Here is a 16,651-nt window from a genome sequence, read left to right on the forward strand (position 1 = left end):
CGTCGAGGAGCGCCGCCGCGCCGAGCGCGCGGTCCGCTTCCTCTCCGAGTCCTCCGTCGCCCTGGCCGAGTCTCTCGACTACGAGAGGACCCTGGCGCGCGTGGCACTCCTCACCGTTCCCACCCTCGCCGACTGCTGCATGGTCCTGGTTTTGGAGGAGCCCCGGACCATCCACTGCGTTGCCAGGGCCTGCGCCACTCCCGCCAAGGAGGCTCTCCTTGGCGAGATCCTGGAGAAGGAGCTCCCCACTGGGACATGCAGATGCCGGGGGTGAGGGCCTTGCGCACAGGACAGCCCCAGCTCGTCCCCGAATTCTCCGAGGAGCACTTCCGGGCCTTCAGCGACGACCCCGAGCAGGTCCAGCGGCTGCGTTCCTTTGGCCCCCGCTCCGCCATGGCCGTCTCCCTCATCGGTCAGGACGAGCGCATCGGCTCCTCAGCCTCCTCTCCGAGACTCCGGGGCGCCGCTATGGGCCCACCGACCTGTCCTCGTCCAGGAGCTGGCACGCCGTGCCGCCATCTCCATCGAGGATGTCGGAAGTCGCACGGTCGCCGGCTGTGAGCGAACGTTTTGGGTAGGAAAATTCATGAGCGACCATGAAGGTCGTCAGACTGGGCTGGTATGTGCCGCCTTGTTCCTGATGTGCAGGGGCATCGACTCTGGGGTCTCTCATGCAGGTTTGCGGGATTGTTGCGCTGCTCGTGCTCGCGACAGGATGCGCGACGACGAGGGTTGTCAACCTCGACACCGGGAAGGGAGCGCCGATTGTCTACACGCCGGTTGAGTCCGATCCGGTCGAGATAAGCGAAGAGGCGTTCAAGAACGCGGTCACGCAGCTCGTGCTCGACTTGAAGCTGAACGTCGCACTGAATGAGGCCGAAAGGGACGAAGGGCGTTCGTTGCTCGCCTCCGCAGGGGGGATTGTTGACGGTGCTCAGGGCCGCATGGTGCCGTCATCCTACGAACGGATTTGTCAGCGGCAGAGCGACCCCGATGGCTGCCTGAGCCTGATCTCAGGTGGGTTTACGCTAGGCGTAATGGAGCGGCGGATGCTTGCGCTCTACTTCGCACTCGACACCGTCTGGGAAGGGGTTGAAGAGGCGATAAAGGACTTGGCGAACCCCGCCGCACTTCGTGCGATGGTTTCAACAATGATTGGGACCGCGCTTGTCATGCTTGTTGCACCCGAGCCAATCACGAAATTTATTGCGGTTGCGATTGTGGCATCCCTCGTTGCATATCTCGGCACCGGACCTGTGTGGAATCTCGGGCAGGGATTCCGCCGTTTGTGGGACGAGTCAAAGGACGCGAAGAACTTTTCGGAGCTGGAGGACGCGGGGCACCGTTTCGGGAAGATACTCGGCGACAACGGTGCTCGCGTTCTAGTTGTCGTCGCGTTGGCAGCGCTCGGCGGAAAGAACGCAATGGCTGGACAGGCGTCAAAGTTGCCGGGCGCAGCTCAGGCTGTATTGAGGGCGCAGGCCGAAGGCGGGTTCCAGTGGTCCGCGGCGTTCGCGGGCGAGGTGCAAGCGATTTCCGTCCCGGCGAGCGGCGTGCTGAACATTACGCTCGCGCCGACTGCCGTTGCCGCAGTAGCCATGGGGGCCGGAAGTGACGGCGACGCTGGGGCACAGAGCGCCATTCTGGGAGACCCCGACGGCGATATTCACCACATCTGCACGACCAAGAATGAGATCTCTGATAAGTCAGGCGGCCCGTGGACACCGCTCTTTGAAGAGCTGTTCAAGCGTGCGGGACTGTCGATGGAGCACGTCGTGAACAAGGTGCGTATCAAGGGGCACCAGGGACCCCATCCGCGCGAGTATCATCAGATAGTTTTTAAGCGGCTCATAGACAGGATGCGAGGGTGTAAAGGCACTGCGCAATGTCAAGCCACCCTGGTTGATGAGCTTCGCAAAATCGCTCAGCTCATCTCGACACCAGGGAGCGAACTGCGTAACCTCCTGACGAAAGGCGGAGATTAGGGCAGGTCATGTCAAAAAGATTCTATGCGTTGGAGATCGACGTTTATGTGCCGGGTCGGTGGTATCTCTCCGCGCCCGCGAAGATCGACGGCCAGGAGGTTGATGATATCTGGCAGTTTGTTGAGGGCAAGCCGCTGCAACTCTCCGAGCGCTTGCAAGTTCCTGTCTCCAGGCCCGGCAAGCCGCTGGATATAGACTTTGCCGGAGCGGGGCAGAGCCCCGTTGTGAGTGCTAGGGTCGCATCCGTGTTCCGAGAGCTGTCACCCGACACGGTTCAGCTCTTCCCGGTCGAGGTTGAGGGACAGTCAGTGCCCTACTACCTGCTCAATGTGTCTCGGCTTATCGATGCCGTCGACGAACGAGCGTGCCGGTCGGTGGAGCGCTGGAAGCCGGAAGACGGTCGCCCAGACAGAGTCGGGGAGTATCACGCCATTAGTGGGCTGCGCATCGACCCAGCGAAGGCGGGGGACGCCCGTGTCTTCCGCTTGTGGGGTTACAGCTTGCCCATCATCGTTGACGAAGAGGTCAAGGTGGCGCTGGAAGCGACGGGGTGCGCAGGAGGCATGTTCACGGAAGTTTAGAGGTGGGTCGTCGAGAGCAGAGAAGGTGTCAGAAAATTCGAATCGGCGCCTACCGTTTTAGAGGCACCTTCGGTCATGAGCCGGTCCTCCTCCAGTCAAGGATGCGGTTCGTGGCAGCGATGTGCTGTACAAATCCTCTGACACCTTCTGCGGCACCACGCCAACTGAGGGTCCCCGAGCCGGGGCCCGATTCGGAGCCTGCGAGGGCAGTCCCAGGTGCTCCAGAATGGCGTGCACCCCTCTGGCTTCCTTCACACATGCCAAGGCCCGGCGCCTGCCTCCACACCTCATGCAGGCGAAGACGTCGAAGTCGAACGTCCTCCTGAGCAACTCGGCCCACTGCACTCGCGCCGTCTTCCTTCGGCGGCTTCTTGCTGGCCGCTGCCTGGAGCGCCACTCTCGCCCCCTCCTCTCCTGCTTGGGGACCAGAAATGTTCCACGCAGAGCAACCCGACACTCTAGGTCGAGCCCAATCATGAGGCGCGGATAGCCTTGGGGACCATTGAGTGTGTACCCCATGGCCGTTCTCCCCTATGTGTCGTTGCACGTGTTTTCCTGGAGGTGACACCAGAGGTCAACTACCCTGGCATAAGAGGCTATTCGTCCTATGCTCTCAAGAAGAGCCACTTCTCCATTGCTTTTTCGGCCAGTGTTTTGAGCAATTGATACCAGTTTCGCTCTCTCGCCGCTTCATCACCGAATGAGTATCCTAGCGGAACTAGGACGCGCCTGTGCTGACCCTTACGTCCATGCGCAATGCTGTTTCTGCGCAGGTAGATCTCTCTCGCAAGCGTATCGGCATCAGCCTTATCGATGATGTCGTCGCCCAGGGCCGCATCGAGCAATTTCTGGTCCACAATCTCACGTAGGACTTGGCGCAGCGACCAGATATCTTCACTACGCTGGATGTTCCGGATTTTCTGAAGCAAGTCGAGATCGGACAACGTGGCGTCGCGACGCCACGCACTGATTGTCGCGCTCAATACGTCATCGAAGCACGATTCCAGTACTCGATAGAGGTATAGAAAACCGGGGATGGGGGGCGACTCTATGGCTCTGTTGTAGAAGGCTATGGCCTCGGTCCTCTCCATATCGGGGAGCGCATCAACCAGACCTGGAGCAACGGGATCGTGCTCCGGCAGTCGTGGTGCTGTGTTCAGGTCATTGAACGGCCAGAAGGATAGTTCCAAGCTCGGATACTGCCTGCGCAGATGGTAGAGAGCTAATTCCGCAGCCCCCTCTACCTGATCTTTTTCCACGGGCGACAAGACGAGGGTCGTTAGCGAGTAGGGGTCTGGCACATCTTTGTTGATCTCTGCCGCTGGAGAGCCGACCAGCCGTACAAACAGCTGCGATGAGTAGCCGACAGAGGCCTCTAACTCCGCCTTCGTTTTGATTCGATAGAGATCGTTTTGGTCTACGATTTGTTCGGGGGGCGGTAAGCCGATACATCGGACATACAGTTCGGCTGTGTTTCGAAAGTAGAATCCTCCATTTGGAAGAAGACGGATCTTGTTTTTGGCCGCGAAATTCGAAGCTTCAACGGGCTTGCTCACCTCGCGAAGAGCCACGAGATAGCCGTGAGTCACCTTCCAACTAATTCCCAGGCGCAGGTCTCTCCACTCAAGAATCCGCTCGTCAAGACGCACGAGGTCCCACCATGATGGGGCGTCTGGATCCCGACCAAAGAGTTCCCGTGCAATGGAACTGCCGTCCTTGCCATTGAGGTCGTTGGGTACCATTGCAAGCTGATTTTATTCGCCTTTAGTGATGATATCCGACCACTGCTCAAGGCTCGAATGACGTCCCCGTAGGTACATGTTCCTTATATACTGGAATGCGTGGCGCCGCTCCTCCTCCTCTAGTTCCTTGAACATGCGAATGGCTCGATCGACGAGTTCCTGTCGCGACTCTTTACCTCCCATGCGCGCTGTACGACTGTCCCCGAACACTCTCCTTGTGAGGGCAAGGACTTCAGCTTTGGTGGGGAGAAACGATGGATCCAAGAGCATGGCCTTGAACTCGCGTGTCAGTACCTCCACCGAGGCATTGATAGAAGTTTTTTCGCGTGGGGGCTCAACGAAACTCCCTGGTGACACCGATGTCTCGGGCTTTCCGTGGAGTTGCTCCAGTCCATCGAGGACCATCAACAATCCATCGTGAGTATTCCCCTTGAAGTTCTCAAGGATGTACCTGCGCGCGGCTTCTATTGAGCCGGACTCCAGCCGGGCGGCAAGAGAGAAAATCTCTGAGAGCAAAGAGAACATTTGACTGGCGGTCATAGGGCCCCACCGGGAGCTTGAGGGAGCCTGGCGAGAAACTCGGTGACGATTTGCTCCATTTCCAATGCGTACTGGCTGCTCGGCTCTGTGCGAAAGATTGGCAAAGTTCGCTTTGAGCTCCAAGCGAACTTTGTTGAATTAGACATGTATGCGTTGAAGATGGGATAATTAAGGCGAGTGGCCTCGCGCTGGATCTCTGCGAGACTCTCCTTGGTCATCACTAATTGTGAATTGAACATCGTATATATGATTCCGATGACGCTCAGGTCGGGATTCATCCATTTGGCTCTTTTTCCGATATCTTCGCTGTATGTCTTTGTGATGATTCGATGAAGGAGTGGGAGCCCAATGGTCGATAGGAACTCAGGTTTCATGGGAACCAGGACATATTCTGAGGCGTCAAAACCTCCCATGAGCATGCGCGAGACTGTTGGCGGGCAGTCAATGAGAACGATGTCATACTGCTTCGCCACGGACTCTATGAGCCAACGCACTTGGTTGTTCTTGTGGACCTGTCCTCCCTCGAAGGCCAGCAGGCTGAGTTCGAGCTTCGATGCAACGAGGTCAAGATAGCCCGGGTCGCCTTTGTATATGCGCTGGATGTAGCGCTGGGGATCCTTGGGGGGCGCAGAGTTGACGCGGTTGCTCTGGTTGAACTCGTCGTACACTTCCACCACGGTAAACTTGGTAGGAGGGTCCGCCAAGTAGAGCTTCTGGTAGGTGTATTGTGATATAAGATACTGCGTTGCGTTGGCCTGGGGATCGAGATCAACGAGCAGTACCCTCTTGTTCTTAAAGTAGGCCAACCCGTAGGCTAGATTGACACAAAGTGTCGTCTTCCCCACTCCTCCCTTGAGATTCACCACGGAGACCACCCGTGGATAGGCGGGTCGGCCAGGAGTGGCTGAGATGTTCGATGTCGACATGCATTGCTCGCGTCACGACAGCCAGTGGAGTTCGATTCGGTACTTCTTTAGAGGGCGAGGACTACACAGGCAAAGTTATCAAGCGAGCAGTACATCTGGAACGGATATCGTAGTGACCGGTGTGTGCAGGTGGACGATGGTGGCCTTCTGCGGCAAAGGTCTCATGAAGGGGCTTGAAGCGCTTCCCTCGTGGCTCATGCGGCGGTCGAGGGTGGGCCGTTCGGCCCTGCCTAATCCGAACATTCGGGCATAAGGGGAATGGGGCCCTGTTAAGCATAAGAAAGATGGGAGGCGGATGGAAGGCGAGGGCTGGAGCGCAGGGGCCGAGGAGGGCCGCTGACGGGGCCACCCGAGTGATGCTCCCGGGCGGGTGGACAGGGCCGCGCAGCCCCTTGGGGTCACGCCTGCCCAGGCCGCGCTCCCATCAGGTGCGTGGCAGGGGCCTGGGCCTCCAGCTGTCGTGAGCCTCAACGCCACGCGGCCTGATGTGGCCCTCGCGCCTCGCGCCGGGGCCAGGCTCGCACCTGCCTTGGGCAAGCCCAGGTGCTCCACAATCGCCCGCCCCCCCTTGTGCTCCCTTCACGTACGCCAAGACCCTCCGCCTGCCTCCACACCTCACGCAGGTGAAGACGTCGAAGTCGAGCGTTCTCCTCAGCAACCCCGCCTGGTCCACTGGCGGCGTCCTCTCCTTCAGCGGTTTCTTGCTGGCCACTACCTGGAGCGCCACTCTCGCCTCTGCCTCTCCTGCTTGGGGAACGCCGCTCGTCTTCGACCGCGAAAGTGGGTAGGAGCCTTCTGCTACCGGTCAGGAGCCAGGAGGAGCTCGATGCTCGCGATCTTGTTGATGGTGTTGCTCTCGCAGCAGCCCCCCACGCATGACGAGACGTCGGCGGAGTGCCTCTGCGAGACAAGCATGACCTCGCAGGAGCAGGCGCTCCTCAATCTCTTTGGAGCAGTCGCGCGTCGAGCCGAGGTGGCGGAGGAGGCAGGCCAGACGACGGGGACCGAGGCCAAGGCGCAGGAATCCGCCGCCGATTGCTCCGAGCCCAAGGAGTGCAAGGGCCAGTTACACCACGTCATCTCTTGGCCCATCGCCAAGGCGTTGGGGATACATCGAACGCTTCGCGGCCTGTACAAGCCGCGTGACCCTCGCTTCGTCTCCCGGGCCGTGGATGCGAAGGCCCATTGCGGCTACCAGCAATAGCATCGGGATGTGGATGCGGAGGTCATCAAATGGCTCAAGGAGAACGAGCTCGCCACCCCGAAGCAATTCGAGGCCGTCCTCCGGCAAATCTACAATCGGGCCGCCATGCGCGCGAGGTTCTCCAATGGTTTCTGAGCCAGCTCCCTCTCCGCGTTTCTTCGTCCTGGAAAAGGGGGCGCTCTGGTCTCGTTACGATGTCGAGGTCGAACAGCTCGAGCCCGTCAATCACGGAGTGGGGACCGACTGCTCGCGATGCGGTGGCCCCATTGGAATGAGGCAGTGGCTTCCTCCCTACCGCGTCGAACTGGTCCTGCACGGAGATGAGCTCGGGGACTTCATCGAACCCACGGGGCATGAACTGCTCATGTCCGAGCGGTTCGTCTAGGTCTTCCGGGAGGAGGGGCTCACAGGGTTGGAGGGCTTCCACCCCCCCAAGCCCGCCCACGTTGCCCAGTACCTAGTCGTCACGGCTCGCTACGGCGGCGCGGCGGTGGACCTGGCGCGCAGCCGCATCCGCTACGCCGACGAACCGCCAACGTGCGAGGAATCTCGTAATGCGACCAAGAACGCCATCCACGGCTTCACCCTGGAGCCCGGCACCTGTCGGGGAGAGGACATCTTCCGCCCCCGGGGGCTGACGGGTCGCCGGGTCATCTCCGAGAGCTTCGCGCGCTTCGTGGAGCGCCACGGGTTCACCAACATGACGCTGGTGACCACCGAGGAGCTCATCTGGGATCCGCTGGAACTCGGGCCGCCCGGCCTGACTGGGGCAAGCCCAGTCCGCATGCTTTGCTCTGTGTGGAGGGAAGGAGGCATCTTTCAATCCTGGAGTGCCCCCTTCCCCTATTCCCGTCAGGCGCGCTCGACGCGAATACGCGCGGGCAGGCCGTTGAGGGAGAGCTCTTCCTCCTGACCAGTGAGACCCTCGGGGCCCACGTTCAGCTCCGAAGCGAGCGTCTCGCGCGAGATGGACTCGCGCGCCTCCTGCGTCACCTTGCGCACCCGGGCGTCCCCGTCCACCCACAGGCGGATGCGGTCCGTGTAGCCGAGCGCCATGTCCTTGCGCGCCGCCTGCACCCGGGCGAGCAGCTCACGCACCAGTCCCTCGTCCACGAGCGCCTCGGTCAGCTCGGTGTGGAGCACCACCACGCCCACCCCCGCGCCCGCGGCCGCGTAGCCGGGGTTGGCCTCCACCAGCACCTCCAGCTCCTCGGCGGGGAACACCATGGCCTCTCCGTCGACGGTGAGCGCCACCTTGCCCTCGCGCGTCAGCTCGCGCTGGAGCAGCCGGCTGTCGGCGGCGTCGAACGCCTTGCGCACCGGGGCCAGCTTGGGGCCCAGGCGGCTGCCCATCGCGCGCAGGTTGGGCCGCACCTTGTAGCGCACCACGTCCGCCTCCCGGCCCTCCTCGAGGAAGCGCACCTCGTGGACGTTCAGCTCGTCCGCGATGAGGTCCTTGTAGACGGCCACGCGCTCCTGCAGCTCGCGGCGCGCGAGGATGACGTCCGCGTGTGACAGCGGCTGGCGCACCTTGAGCTTGTTGTCCGTGCGCACCTTGAGGCCCAGCGACACCAGCTCGCGCACCGCGCCCATCTCCGTGGACAGCGCCTCGTCCACCAGGCTCAGGTCCGCCTCGGGGAAGCGGCCTAGGTGGACGCTCGCCGGCTGCGACGTGGGCCACGGACGGCCCACCAGGTTGCCCCACATCTCCTCGGCGAAGAAGGGGATGAAGGGCGCCGACAGCGCGGCGATGCTCGTGAGCGCCTCGTACAGGGTGAAGTACGCGTCCAGCTTGTCCTGCTCCAGGCCCGGTCCCCAGAAGCGCTCGCGGCTGCGGCGCAGGTACCAGTTGGAGAGCGCGTCCACCAGCACCACCAGCCGCTGGGCCGCCTCGTACACCTGGTAGGTGTCCAGCGCCCGGGTGACGTCGCGCACCGCGAGCTGCACCTCGGACAGTATCCACCGGTCCAGCACCGTGCGCTGCTTCAGCTCGCGCCAGCCGGTGCTGCGGCGGATGGCGAGCCAGGGCACCTCGGTGGCGTTCGCGTTGCCGCGGGCCGGCGAGAAGCCGTCGATGTTCGCGTAGATGGTGAAGAACGAGTAGACGTTGCGCAGCTTGACCTGGAAGTCCTTCTGCAGGAGCCGCACGTTGCTCAGCGAGTGGCGCGTGTTGGACCAGGTGGGGCTGGCCGCGAAGAAGAACCAGCGGAACGCATCCGCGCCCGGCGAGCGGGTGGACGGGTCCTGGAGCACCACGCGCTCGGTGGGGGCCAGCCGGGGCACCTCCACCGGCATCACGTCCGCGCCGCGCGCCGAGGGCGCCACGCCGAGCGCCTCCAGCTCCTTCTTCGAGAGCAGCACCACGCGCCGCTTGAGCTTCTTGTGGGCCTTCACGGTGAGGGTGACGGCCTTGTCCGGCGCGTCCGAGCGGAAGACGCGCACCTTGGCGCCCTCCTGCAGGTCCAGGCCCTCGAGGTCCTCGCGGGCGATGAGCGCCTCGCCGGCCACGCCCGGGACACCCGCCGTCTTGTCATCGAGCACGGCGAAGTCCATGCGGACCTCGTCGAGGATGATTTCGGGCGGGGTGTAGTTGCCCTTGGACTTGGACTCCTTCTTGCCCTCCTTGTCGGACACGTGGCCGAGCACGATGCAGCTCTTGTAGGGCATGGGCCAGCCGCGCGTGGGAGACAGGCCCTCGCGCTTCTGCGTGTCCTCGTCGAAGACGAGCGTGCTGACCATGAGCAGCGAGTAGAACCAGCCGCGCGTCTGGTCGATGGCCTCGGAGATGAAGTCGGCGGGGAAGGCCTGGGCGAACTTCTCGCGGGAGCCGGACGCGTGGGGGTAGCCCCACTGCGCGAAGGGCATGCACCCCGAGTCGAACCACACGTCCACCACCTCGGGCACGCGCACGAAGCGGCCGGGGGTGCCGGGCTTCTCGAAGGTGACCTTGTCGATCCACGGCTTGTGGACGATGAGGTGCTCGGCGCTGCTGGCGCCGGTGGGGCGGGTGGCGAGGAAGGCCTTGAGCTCGGCCTCCACGGCGGCCAGGTTGCTGCCGGGCTTGTTGCGCAGGGCCTCGAGCGAGGAGATGGCCTCCACCTCGCCCGTCTCCGAGTGCACCCAGAGGGGCAGGGGGGTGCCCCAGTAGCGCTCGCGGGACAGGGCCCAGTCCACGTTGTTGGCGAGGAAGTCGCCGAAGCGGCCCTCCTTGATGTGCTCGGGGACCCAGTTCACCGCGCGGTTGTTGGCGATGGCCCGGTCCTTCACGGACGTGGTGCGGATGTACCAGGCGGGCCGGGCGAACTGGATGAGCGGGTCGTCATCGGCGCGCCAGCAGAAGGGGTACTCGTGGCGGTACTGCTCGATGAGCGCGAGCAGCCCGCGCTCCTTGAGCTCGCGCTGAATCTCCTTGTCCGCGTCCTTGACGAAGCGGCCGGCGAGGTGGGGGAAGTCCTCGGAGAAGGTGCCATCCGGGCGGATGGCGCAGAACATTTCCAGGGCCTCGGGCCTGGCGAAGCGGGTGCGCTCGCGGCGGAAGGCCTCGTAGTCGTCCTCGCCGAAGGACGGGGCGATGTGGACGATGCCCGTGCCGCTGGTGAGGGTGACGAAGTCCGCGCCGATGACGCGCCAGGCGGGCGAGTCCGTGCCCCCATTGGCGAGCGGCAGCTCCGTGTCGCCCACGCGCTTGAAGTACACGTCGTAAGGCGGGGTGTAGCGCCGGCCCACGAGCGCGCTGCCCTTGAACGTCTCGAGGACGGGCAGTTCCTTCTTGAGCTTCTTGCTCAGCTCCTCGCGCAGGGCGGCGGCGACGATGAGCTTGCGCTCGCCGGCGTCCACGGTGACGTAGTCCACCGTGGGGTTGACGGCGGCGTACATGTTGGACGGGAGCGTCCAGGGCGTGGTGGTCCAGATGAGGAGCGCGGTGTCGGGCGAGTCGCGCAGCGGGAAGGCGACGTAGGCGCTGGGGTCGTCCACGGTGCGGTAGCCCATGCCCACCTCGCCGGAGCTGAGCGCGGTGCCGCCCTGGGGCCACCACCAGACGATTTTATGGCCGCGGTAGAGCAGGCCCTTGCGGAACAGCTCGGCGAGCGCCCACCAGACGCTCTCCACGTAGCTGCGGTGGTAGGTGACGTAGGCGTCCGGGAGGTCCACCCAGAAGCCGATGCGCTCGGTGAGGCGCTCCCACTCGTTGGTGTAGCGGAAGACGGACTCGATGCAGCGCTCGGTGAAGGGCTCCACGCCGTAGCGCTCGATTTCCGCCTTGCCGTGGATGCGCAGCTCCTTCTCGACCTCGACCTCGACGGGGAGGCCGTGGGTGTCCCAGCCCGCCTTGCGGGGGACGCGGTAGCCGCGCATCGTCTTGTAGCGGGGGAAGAGGTCCTTGATGACGCGGGTGAGGACGTGGCCGTTGTGGGGCAGGCCGTTGGCGGTGGGCGGGCCCTCGTAGAAGACGAAGACGGGAGCGTCCTCCCGGCCCTGGAGCGTCTGCTCGAAGATGCGGCGCTCCTTCCAGAAGGCGAGGGTGCGGCGCTCGTCAGCCGGGAAATCGATCTCGTTGGGGACCGTGGCGAACAAGGGGGAGGGGGGCTGGGACATGGCGCTGGAGTGATAGCACCTGTCGCGCCGGGAAGGGGCTCAAACCCCTCCTGAACGCCCCCTGTTGGACGCCCTCAGGGCCGGGCGAGCGTGATGTCCAGGACGGTGATGGACCAGGGCGGGAGCATCACCTGGACGTTGCTGCCGGACTGGAGGAAGGACTTGCGCTCGGAGAAGCCCGAGGGCTCGCCCGCGTAGCCCAGCACCCGGGCGTTGGCCACGTTGCCGCAGCCGCGCAGCTCCACCTGGGCGTTGCGGGCCGCGTCCGGCTCCAGGTTGAGGGCAATGGCCACCACGCGCTTGCCGTCGTCACTGCGCGAGGCGAACAGCGACATGCCCTGGGTGTCCGACTCCTTGTCGAACTTCGAGGGCACGAAGTTGTCCTGGAAGCGCCCGCCCTTGCCGTCGAAGTTGCGGTAGGCGCGGAAGGCCCAGAAGGCCGGGCTGCGGTAGGGCGGGTAGGTGAAGAGGAAGGCCGAGGTGAGGTTCTGCTCGGCGAAGCGTCCCAGCGCCTCCGCCTGCGCGAGGCCGCCGCTCATGTGGCCGGTGGCGCCGAAGTTGTACTCGCCGATGGAGATGCCCCGGCCCGGGTAGTTCTCGGCGATCCACCGCTTGACTCGGGGAATCAGCTCGATCTTGTCATCAATCCAGGACTCGTCCTTGTACTTCGGGTCCCACAGCGCGCGCGTGGAGCGGATGCGCCGCGCGGAGGTGTCCGGGTCCGTGGCGCCCCGCTCCTCGAAGCCGATGTCCTGGCCCTGCGGATAGAAGTGCACGTCCACCACGTCGAGCAGGCGGGTGCCGGTCTGCTTCTCGTGCTCGTGGAGCTTCTTCAGGTACCAGGCCAGGAGCGGCATGTTGCCGTGGGCCTTGCGGTCCTTCTTGTTGCCGCCCGGGGCCAGGTCCGCCGCCGAGTTGAAGTAGTTCGTCCAACCCCACTCGGCGGGGCCTGCGATGACGGCGTCCGGGTCCGCCTGGCGCACGGCGGTGCCGAAGGCGATGGTGCGCTCGAGCAGCTCGTCGTAGGTGGCCGGCTCCGGGTGCACATCCCGATGCGTGGTGTTCCAGAGCATCGGCTCGTTGTCGAGGATGTACATGTGCACGCTGCGCCCGCGTGCCTTGTCCTTCTCGCGGATGGTGCGCACCCACTCGTGGATGAACGAGGGAGGGGCCTCGACGCTCGTCTGGGTGGGCAGGGGCGGCGTGAGGGCATCACCCGAGGGGGAGATGCCGTTGCCGGCCTCCGTCACGTCCGGGTCCATCTTCTGCTGCACGCCGAAGAGGGACTTGGGGAAGCTCACGGACGTGGAGTCCTTGGCCACCCAGCCGATGATGGGGACGGTGAGCGCGGACTGCATCCCACGCTGGAGGTTGGACTGAAGGAAGGTGTCGTAGGTGTACTGGGGGCTGGTGCCGAGGACGATGTTGCGGAAGAAGTAGTCGTTGGCCGTATTCCAGACGTTGCCCAGCTTCCAGTTGTAGCGGGTGGTGGGGTTGCCACCCCAGCGGCGCGCGGTGGCGCCGAGCTCCCACTGGTGGCTGTCCTTCAGCTCGCGCAGGTTGTTGAAGGCGATGCCGTAGATGAGCGGGCTGATGGGGTGGCTGGGAATCGCGCAGTCCACCACCACCTTGGTCGCCTTGGCGTCTCCGAAGGCCACGCGGCCACCGCCCACGGAGGCCGCGTCCGGGGGCGCCTGCTGCTGCATCACGGCGGCGGGGGTGACGAGCCGGGCCAGGCCCACCTGGTTCAGCTCGACGTGCTCGTTGCCCACCTTCTTGTACGCGCGCAGGACGAGCTGGCTGAAGGCCTTCTTCTCCGGGTTGAGCTCGTCCATGGGGACGAACACCTGCGTCCAGTCACCGTCGCGCGCGGTGACGTACGTGTCTGACAGGCGTACGCGGGGAAAGAGCGTCTCGCTGGCGGAGTCCAGCCGCACCTCGAGGAAGTCGCCGAAGTCCGAGGGCGCGCGGTAGCGCAGCGTCAGCCCGCCGTACTCGCCCTGCAGGTCCTTCTTGTGAAGTATCCAGCCGCCCATGTTGGCCATGCGCAGCTTCGCGGGCGTGGGCCCCTTCAGCTCGCGCTCGGACCAGCCGTGGTCCTCCCAGCCCGCCTGCAGGCCGTTGTCATAGGCCAGCTCCACGGGCTCGATGATGGCCTTGGCCGCCGTGCCCGGCTGCAGCGACTGCTGTACGAAGGTGGTGCCATCGGCGGGCGTCATGCCACCGGGGGCGGTGAGGCCCACCTGGTCCAGCTCCACCCAGTCGTTGGACACCTTCTTGTACGCGCGGATGACGATGCGGGTGAAGGGCACCTTCTCCGGGTTGAGCTGCTCGAGGGGGACGAAGAGCTGCACCCAGTCGCCTTCGCGGCGCGCCACGTGGCTCGCGTCCACGCGCACGCGGGGGAAGAGCGTCTCGCCCTCCGAGTCCAGGCGCACCTCGAGGAAGTCGCCGAAGCCTGACGGCGCGCGGTAGCGCAGCGCGAGCCCGCCGAACTCTCCCTGGATGCCCGTCTTGTGCAGCATCCACCCGCCCATGTTGGCCATGCGCAGCCGGGCGGGGCTCATGTCCTTCAGCTCGCGCTCGGACCAGCCCTCGTCCTGCCAACCCGGCTGGAGGGTGCCGGCATAGGCCGTCTCGGTGAGCGGGGGGATGTTGTAGACGCCCGAGGGCGAGGAGGACTGCGAGGAGGGAGCCGCCTGGGAGGAGCTCTGCCTGCACGACCCCAGGAGGGACACTCCCACGAGGGGCGCGCCCAGGCACACGCCAGCCAGCAGGGCCGTCCGAGCCCTCCTGCCGCGCCACAGTGCGCCGCTCCCGACAGCCCGGCGCATCACTCTTCGTCCACGTCCTTGCGTGGGATGATGCGCGCGGGAATGCCCACGGCCACGCTGTCGGGGGGCACGTCCTTGATCACCACCGCGTTGGCGCCGATGCGCGAGCGGGCACCAACGGTGATGGGACCGAGGATGCGCGCGCCGGCGCCCACCCACACGTCATCCTCGATGACGGGGTAGCCGTCGTCCCGAGCGGTGCCCACGGTGTTGTTGCCGTAGAAGCGCACGCGGTTGCCAACCTTCGCGTCGCCGCCCACCACGGTGCCCAGGCTGTGGACGAAGTAGACGCCGCTGCCCAACTCCACGTCCTTGCCAATCTCCACGCCGAGCACCGCCGTCTGGGCCACGCGCAGCGCGTGGTTGCCAAGCGGAATGCCCAGCCCGCGCGCCGCCTCGCGCAGCCGCTGCAGCGCCAGCACCCGGTAGCCGTCCGAGGTGAGCACCATGGCGGCCACGGCCTTCAAGCCAGGCTGGCCATACTCGGAGCGCGCCACCTGCACCGCGTCCTCCTTCAGCGCCTTCGCCAGCTTCAGCACCTGACCGGGCTTGCCGCCGGTGAGGGCGAAGCGGGCCACGTGCCGAGCCGCCTTCGGCAGCGAGCCCGCCTCAGCGCGCGCCCCGCGCAGGTACTCCATGACGTAGGCCACCGAGGTGCCCGCGAAGGCCGCCTTCGTCAGGCCCGCCTTGTCCGCCAGCTTCGCCGCGCCCATCACCGCCTCCGTCAGCGGACGGGTCGCCTCGGGCGCCACCACCGTGGCGGCCAGCAGCGGCCGGGCCAGCGGGTTCATCACGAAGAGGAAGCGCCAGGGGTCCACCTGCGGCACGTCCGGGTGCAGAGCCGCCACGCGCGAGTCGAAGATGCCGTAGCGGTGCGCCCGCTTCAGCCACTTCTCGAAGCTGGTGTGATCCGAGCCGTGCAGCACGTACGCCGCGGTGCAGAACTCGAAGCGGCAGCCGGCCTTCTCCAGGCGCACGCCCAGCTCGATGTCCTCGGACTGGCCGAGGCTCTTGTCGAAGCCGCCGGCGGACACGTAGTCCTCGCGCCGGAAGGAGACGTTGCCAGTGAAGAGCTGCCAGCCACGCGCGCGCCGCTTGGGGCCGCTCATGCTCGCGGCGATGCGGTTGTTGAACCACGCGTACCACCGCTCGAAGAGCGGCATGTCGGAGATGGCGGGGTCCGGGCGGATGCTGCCGATGACGACGTTGCGCGAGCCGGGCGGGTGGCGCTCCAGGTGCTTCGCGAGGAAGTCCTCGGCCACCTGCATGTCGTCATCGGTGATGAGCACCACGTCGCCGCGCGCCGCGAGCACGCCGCGGTGACGGGCCGCCGCCGCACCGGCGTTGGCCTGCGTCTCCACGCGCAGCGTGAAAGGCAGCTTCAGCTTCTCCAGGTGGGGCGCCACCGGCTCGCGCGAGCCGTCATCCACCACCACCACCTCGAAGTCCGAGGCGGGCAGCGTCTGCCGGGCGAACTGCTCGAGCAGGCGCTGGATGAGGTCTACGCGGTTGTAGGTGGCAACGACGACGCTCAGCCTCGGGCGTGAAGCCACGGGCCGAGGTGGAACAACGGCGCCAGAGGCGCCGGGGGCTGCGCTCATTTCTTCGGGGCTCCGGACGTGGGCTGGAGGGTAACGCTTCCAATGAAGCGCTCCTTCCCGATCAGGTCCAGCGTACGACGTGCCGAGGTGTAGTCCGAGGTGCCGAGCGCCACGGTGAGCAGCGCCCGCTCGGCCGCTTGCGCCACTTCCAGGCCCACGGGGTTGGAGACGACGGAGTCGATGAGGACCACCACCCGGTCCCCCTGCTCCACGTACGCCATCATCTCGTTCACCACGTGCTGCGCAGCGCCCAGCTCCAGCCCCTCGGCATCCAGGAAGTGCACGGGCGTGGAGCCCTGCTTGCTGGCCACCTCGAGGATGGCTTGCGCCGCCTGAAGTCCCGAGCCGCCCTCATGCGAGGGCACCACCACCAGCGACGACCAACGGCCGCGCTGGTTGAGCATCGCCCACAGGTGCAGCAGCGTGCTGGTGGGGGCGGTGACGGGCCTGGCCTGCTCGACGACCTCGGCACCGTCACCCGTGGGGGGCGGTGGACCGGGAGGAGACGGAGGCGTGGGTTGCGGCCGGTTGCCACGAATCACCGAGAGCGGCTGCACAACGCGCCGCTGATCCGGTGGATTCGGACCTCCGTTCCGCGAGCCACCCTTCGTCTTCTTGTCGTGAGGCTCGAACATGGGCGAG

Annotated in this window: 13 protein-coding genes; 6 read left to right on the top strand and 7 right to left on the bottom strand. The window is 65.1% G+C overall.

What is annotated here, in order from left to right:
* The first annotated feature begins 189 nt into the window (after window positions 1–189).
* The 3 genes from F0U60_RS01185 (at window position 190) to F0U60_RS01195 (ending at window position 2,566) form a co-directional block, all read left to right on the top strand.
* Complete coding sequence (locus tag F0U60_RS01185; RefSeq protein ID WP_395825924.1) at window positions 190–561, top strand: GAF domain-containing protein; 372 nt, start codon at window positions 190–192, stop codon at window positions 559–561.
* Window positions 562–671: 110 nt separating this feature from the next.
* Window positions 672–1,985 (top strand): AHH domain-containing protein, encoded by a 1,314-nt coding sequence (locus tag F0U60_RS01190; RefSeq protein WP_395813012.1) that lies wholly within the window; start codon window positions 672–674, stop codon window positions 1,983–1,985.
* A gap of 29 nt (window positions 1,986–2,014) precedes the next feature.
* The gene (locus tag F0U60_RS01195; protein WP_395813014.1) at window positions 2,015–2,566 is read left to right on the top strand and encodes an imm11 family protein; all 552 of its coding nucleotides are present in this window, start codon (window positions 2,015–2,017) and stop codon (window positions 2,564–2,566) included.
* A 605-nt stretch (window positions 2,567–3,171) separates the two neighbouring features.
* On the opposite strand, the gene F0U60_RS01200 is transcribed toward F0U60_RS01195, so the two are convergent.
* The 3 genes from F0U60_RS01200 to F0U60_RS01210 are packed head-to-tail and all read right to left on the bottom strand — an operon-like array spanning window position 3,172 to window position 5,774.
* A complete protein-coding gene (locus tag F0U60_RS01200) occupies window positions 3,172–4,308 on the bottom strand; it encodes a hypothetical protein (protein WP_395813016.1) in 1,137 nt (378 codons plus the stop codon).
* A gap of 12 nt (window positions 4,309–4,320) precedes the next feature.
* Window positions 4,321–4,848, bottom strand: coding sequence for a hypothetical protein (locus F0U60_RS01205; RefSeq protein ID WP_395813018.1), 528 nt, complete (start codon window positions 4,846–4,848; stop codon window positions 4,321–4,323).
* The gene (locus tag F0U60_RS01210) at window positions 4,845–5,774 is read right to left on the bottom strand and encodes a ParA family protein (RefSeq protein WP_395813020.1); all 930 of its coding nucleotides are present in this window, start codon (window positions 5,772–5,774) and stop codon (window positions 4,845–4,847) included. Before F0U60_RS01210 ends, F0U60_RS01205 begins: the two co-directional genes overlap by 4 nt.
* An 826-nt stretch (window positions 5,775–6,600) precedes the next feature.
* Between F0U60_RS01210 and F0U60_RS01215 the strand changes: the two genes are divergently transcribed.
* From F0U60_RS01215 to F0U60_RS01225, 3 genes are all read left to right on the top strand, one after another.
* Entirely contained in the window at window positions 6,601–6,978 is a 378-nt protein-coding gene (locus F0U60_RS01215) for a hypothetical protein (RefSeq protein ID WP_395813022.1), read from the top strand.
* A gap of 124 nt (window positions 6,979–7,102) precedes the next feature.
* Window positions 7,103–7,363, top strand: a complete 261-nt coding sequence (locus tag F0U60_RS01220) for a hypothetical protein (RefSeq protein WP_395813024.1) — start codon at window positions 7,103–7,105, stop codon at window positions 7,361–7,363.
* Window positions 7,364–7,390: 27 nt separating this feature from the next.
* Window positions 7,391–7,891 (top strand): hypothetical protein, encoded by a 501-nt coding sequence (locus F0U60_RS01225; RefSeq protein WP_395813026.1) that lies wholly within the window; start codon window positions 7,391–7,393, stop codon window positions 7,889–7,891.
* Here the strand turns inward: F0U60_RS01225 and ileS are convergent.
* The 4 genes from ileS to F0U60_RS01245 all read right to left on the bottom strand — a co-directional run bounded on the left by ileS (window position 7,831) and on the right by F0U60_RS01245 (window position 16,644).
* The gene (ileS, locus tag F0U60_RS01230) at window positions 7,831–11,574 is read right to left on the bottom strand and encodes an isoleucine--tRNA ligase (RefSeq protein ID WP_395813028.1); all 3,744 of its coding nucleotides are present in this window, start codon (window positions 11,572–11,574) and stop codon (window positions 7,831–7,833) included. The genes F0U60_RS01225 and ileS overlap by 61 nt on opposite strands.
* 74 nt (window positions 11,575–11,648) lie before the next feature.
* The gene (locus F0U60_RS01235) at window positions 11,649–14,408 is read right to left on the bottom strand and encodes a glycoside hydrolase family 44 protein (RefSeq protein WP_395813030.1); all 2,760 of its coding nucleotides are present in this window, start codon (window positions 14,406–14,408) and stop codon (window positions 11,649–11,651) included.
* The gene (gene epsD, locus F0U60_RS01240; protein ID WP_395813032.1) at window positions 14,408–16,009 is read right to left on the bottom strand and encodes an exopolysaccharide biosynthesis glycosyltransferase EpsD; all 1,602 of its coding nucleotides are present in this window, start codon (window positions 16,007–16,009) and stop codon (window positions 14,408–14,410) included. The genes F0U60_RS01235 and epsD overlap by 1 nt, the downstream gene beginning before the upstream one ends.
* Window positions 16,006–16,644: a hypothetical protein gene (locus F0U60_RS01245; protein ID WP_395813034.1), complete on the bottom strand. Its 639-nt coding sequence runs from the start codon at window positions 16,642–16,644 to the stop codon at window positions 16,006–16,008. The genes epsD and F0U60_RS01245 overlap by 4 nt, the downstream gene beginning before the upstream one ends.
* Window positions 16,645–16,651 lie beyond the last annotated feature (7 nt).

The sequence above is a fragment of the Archangium minus genome (genome assembly GCF_044360475.1).
GTDB lineage: Bacteria > Myxococcota > Myxococcia > Myxococcales > Myxococcaceae > Archangium > Archangium minus.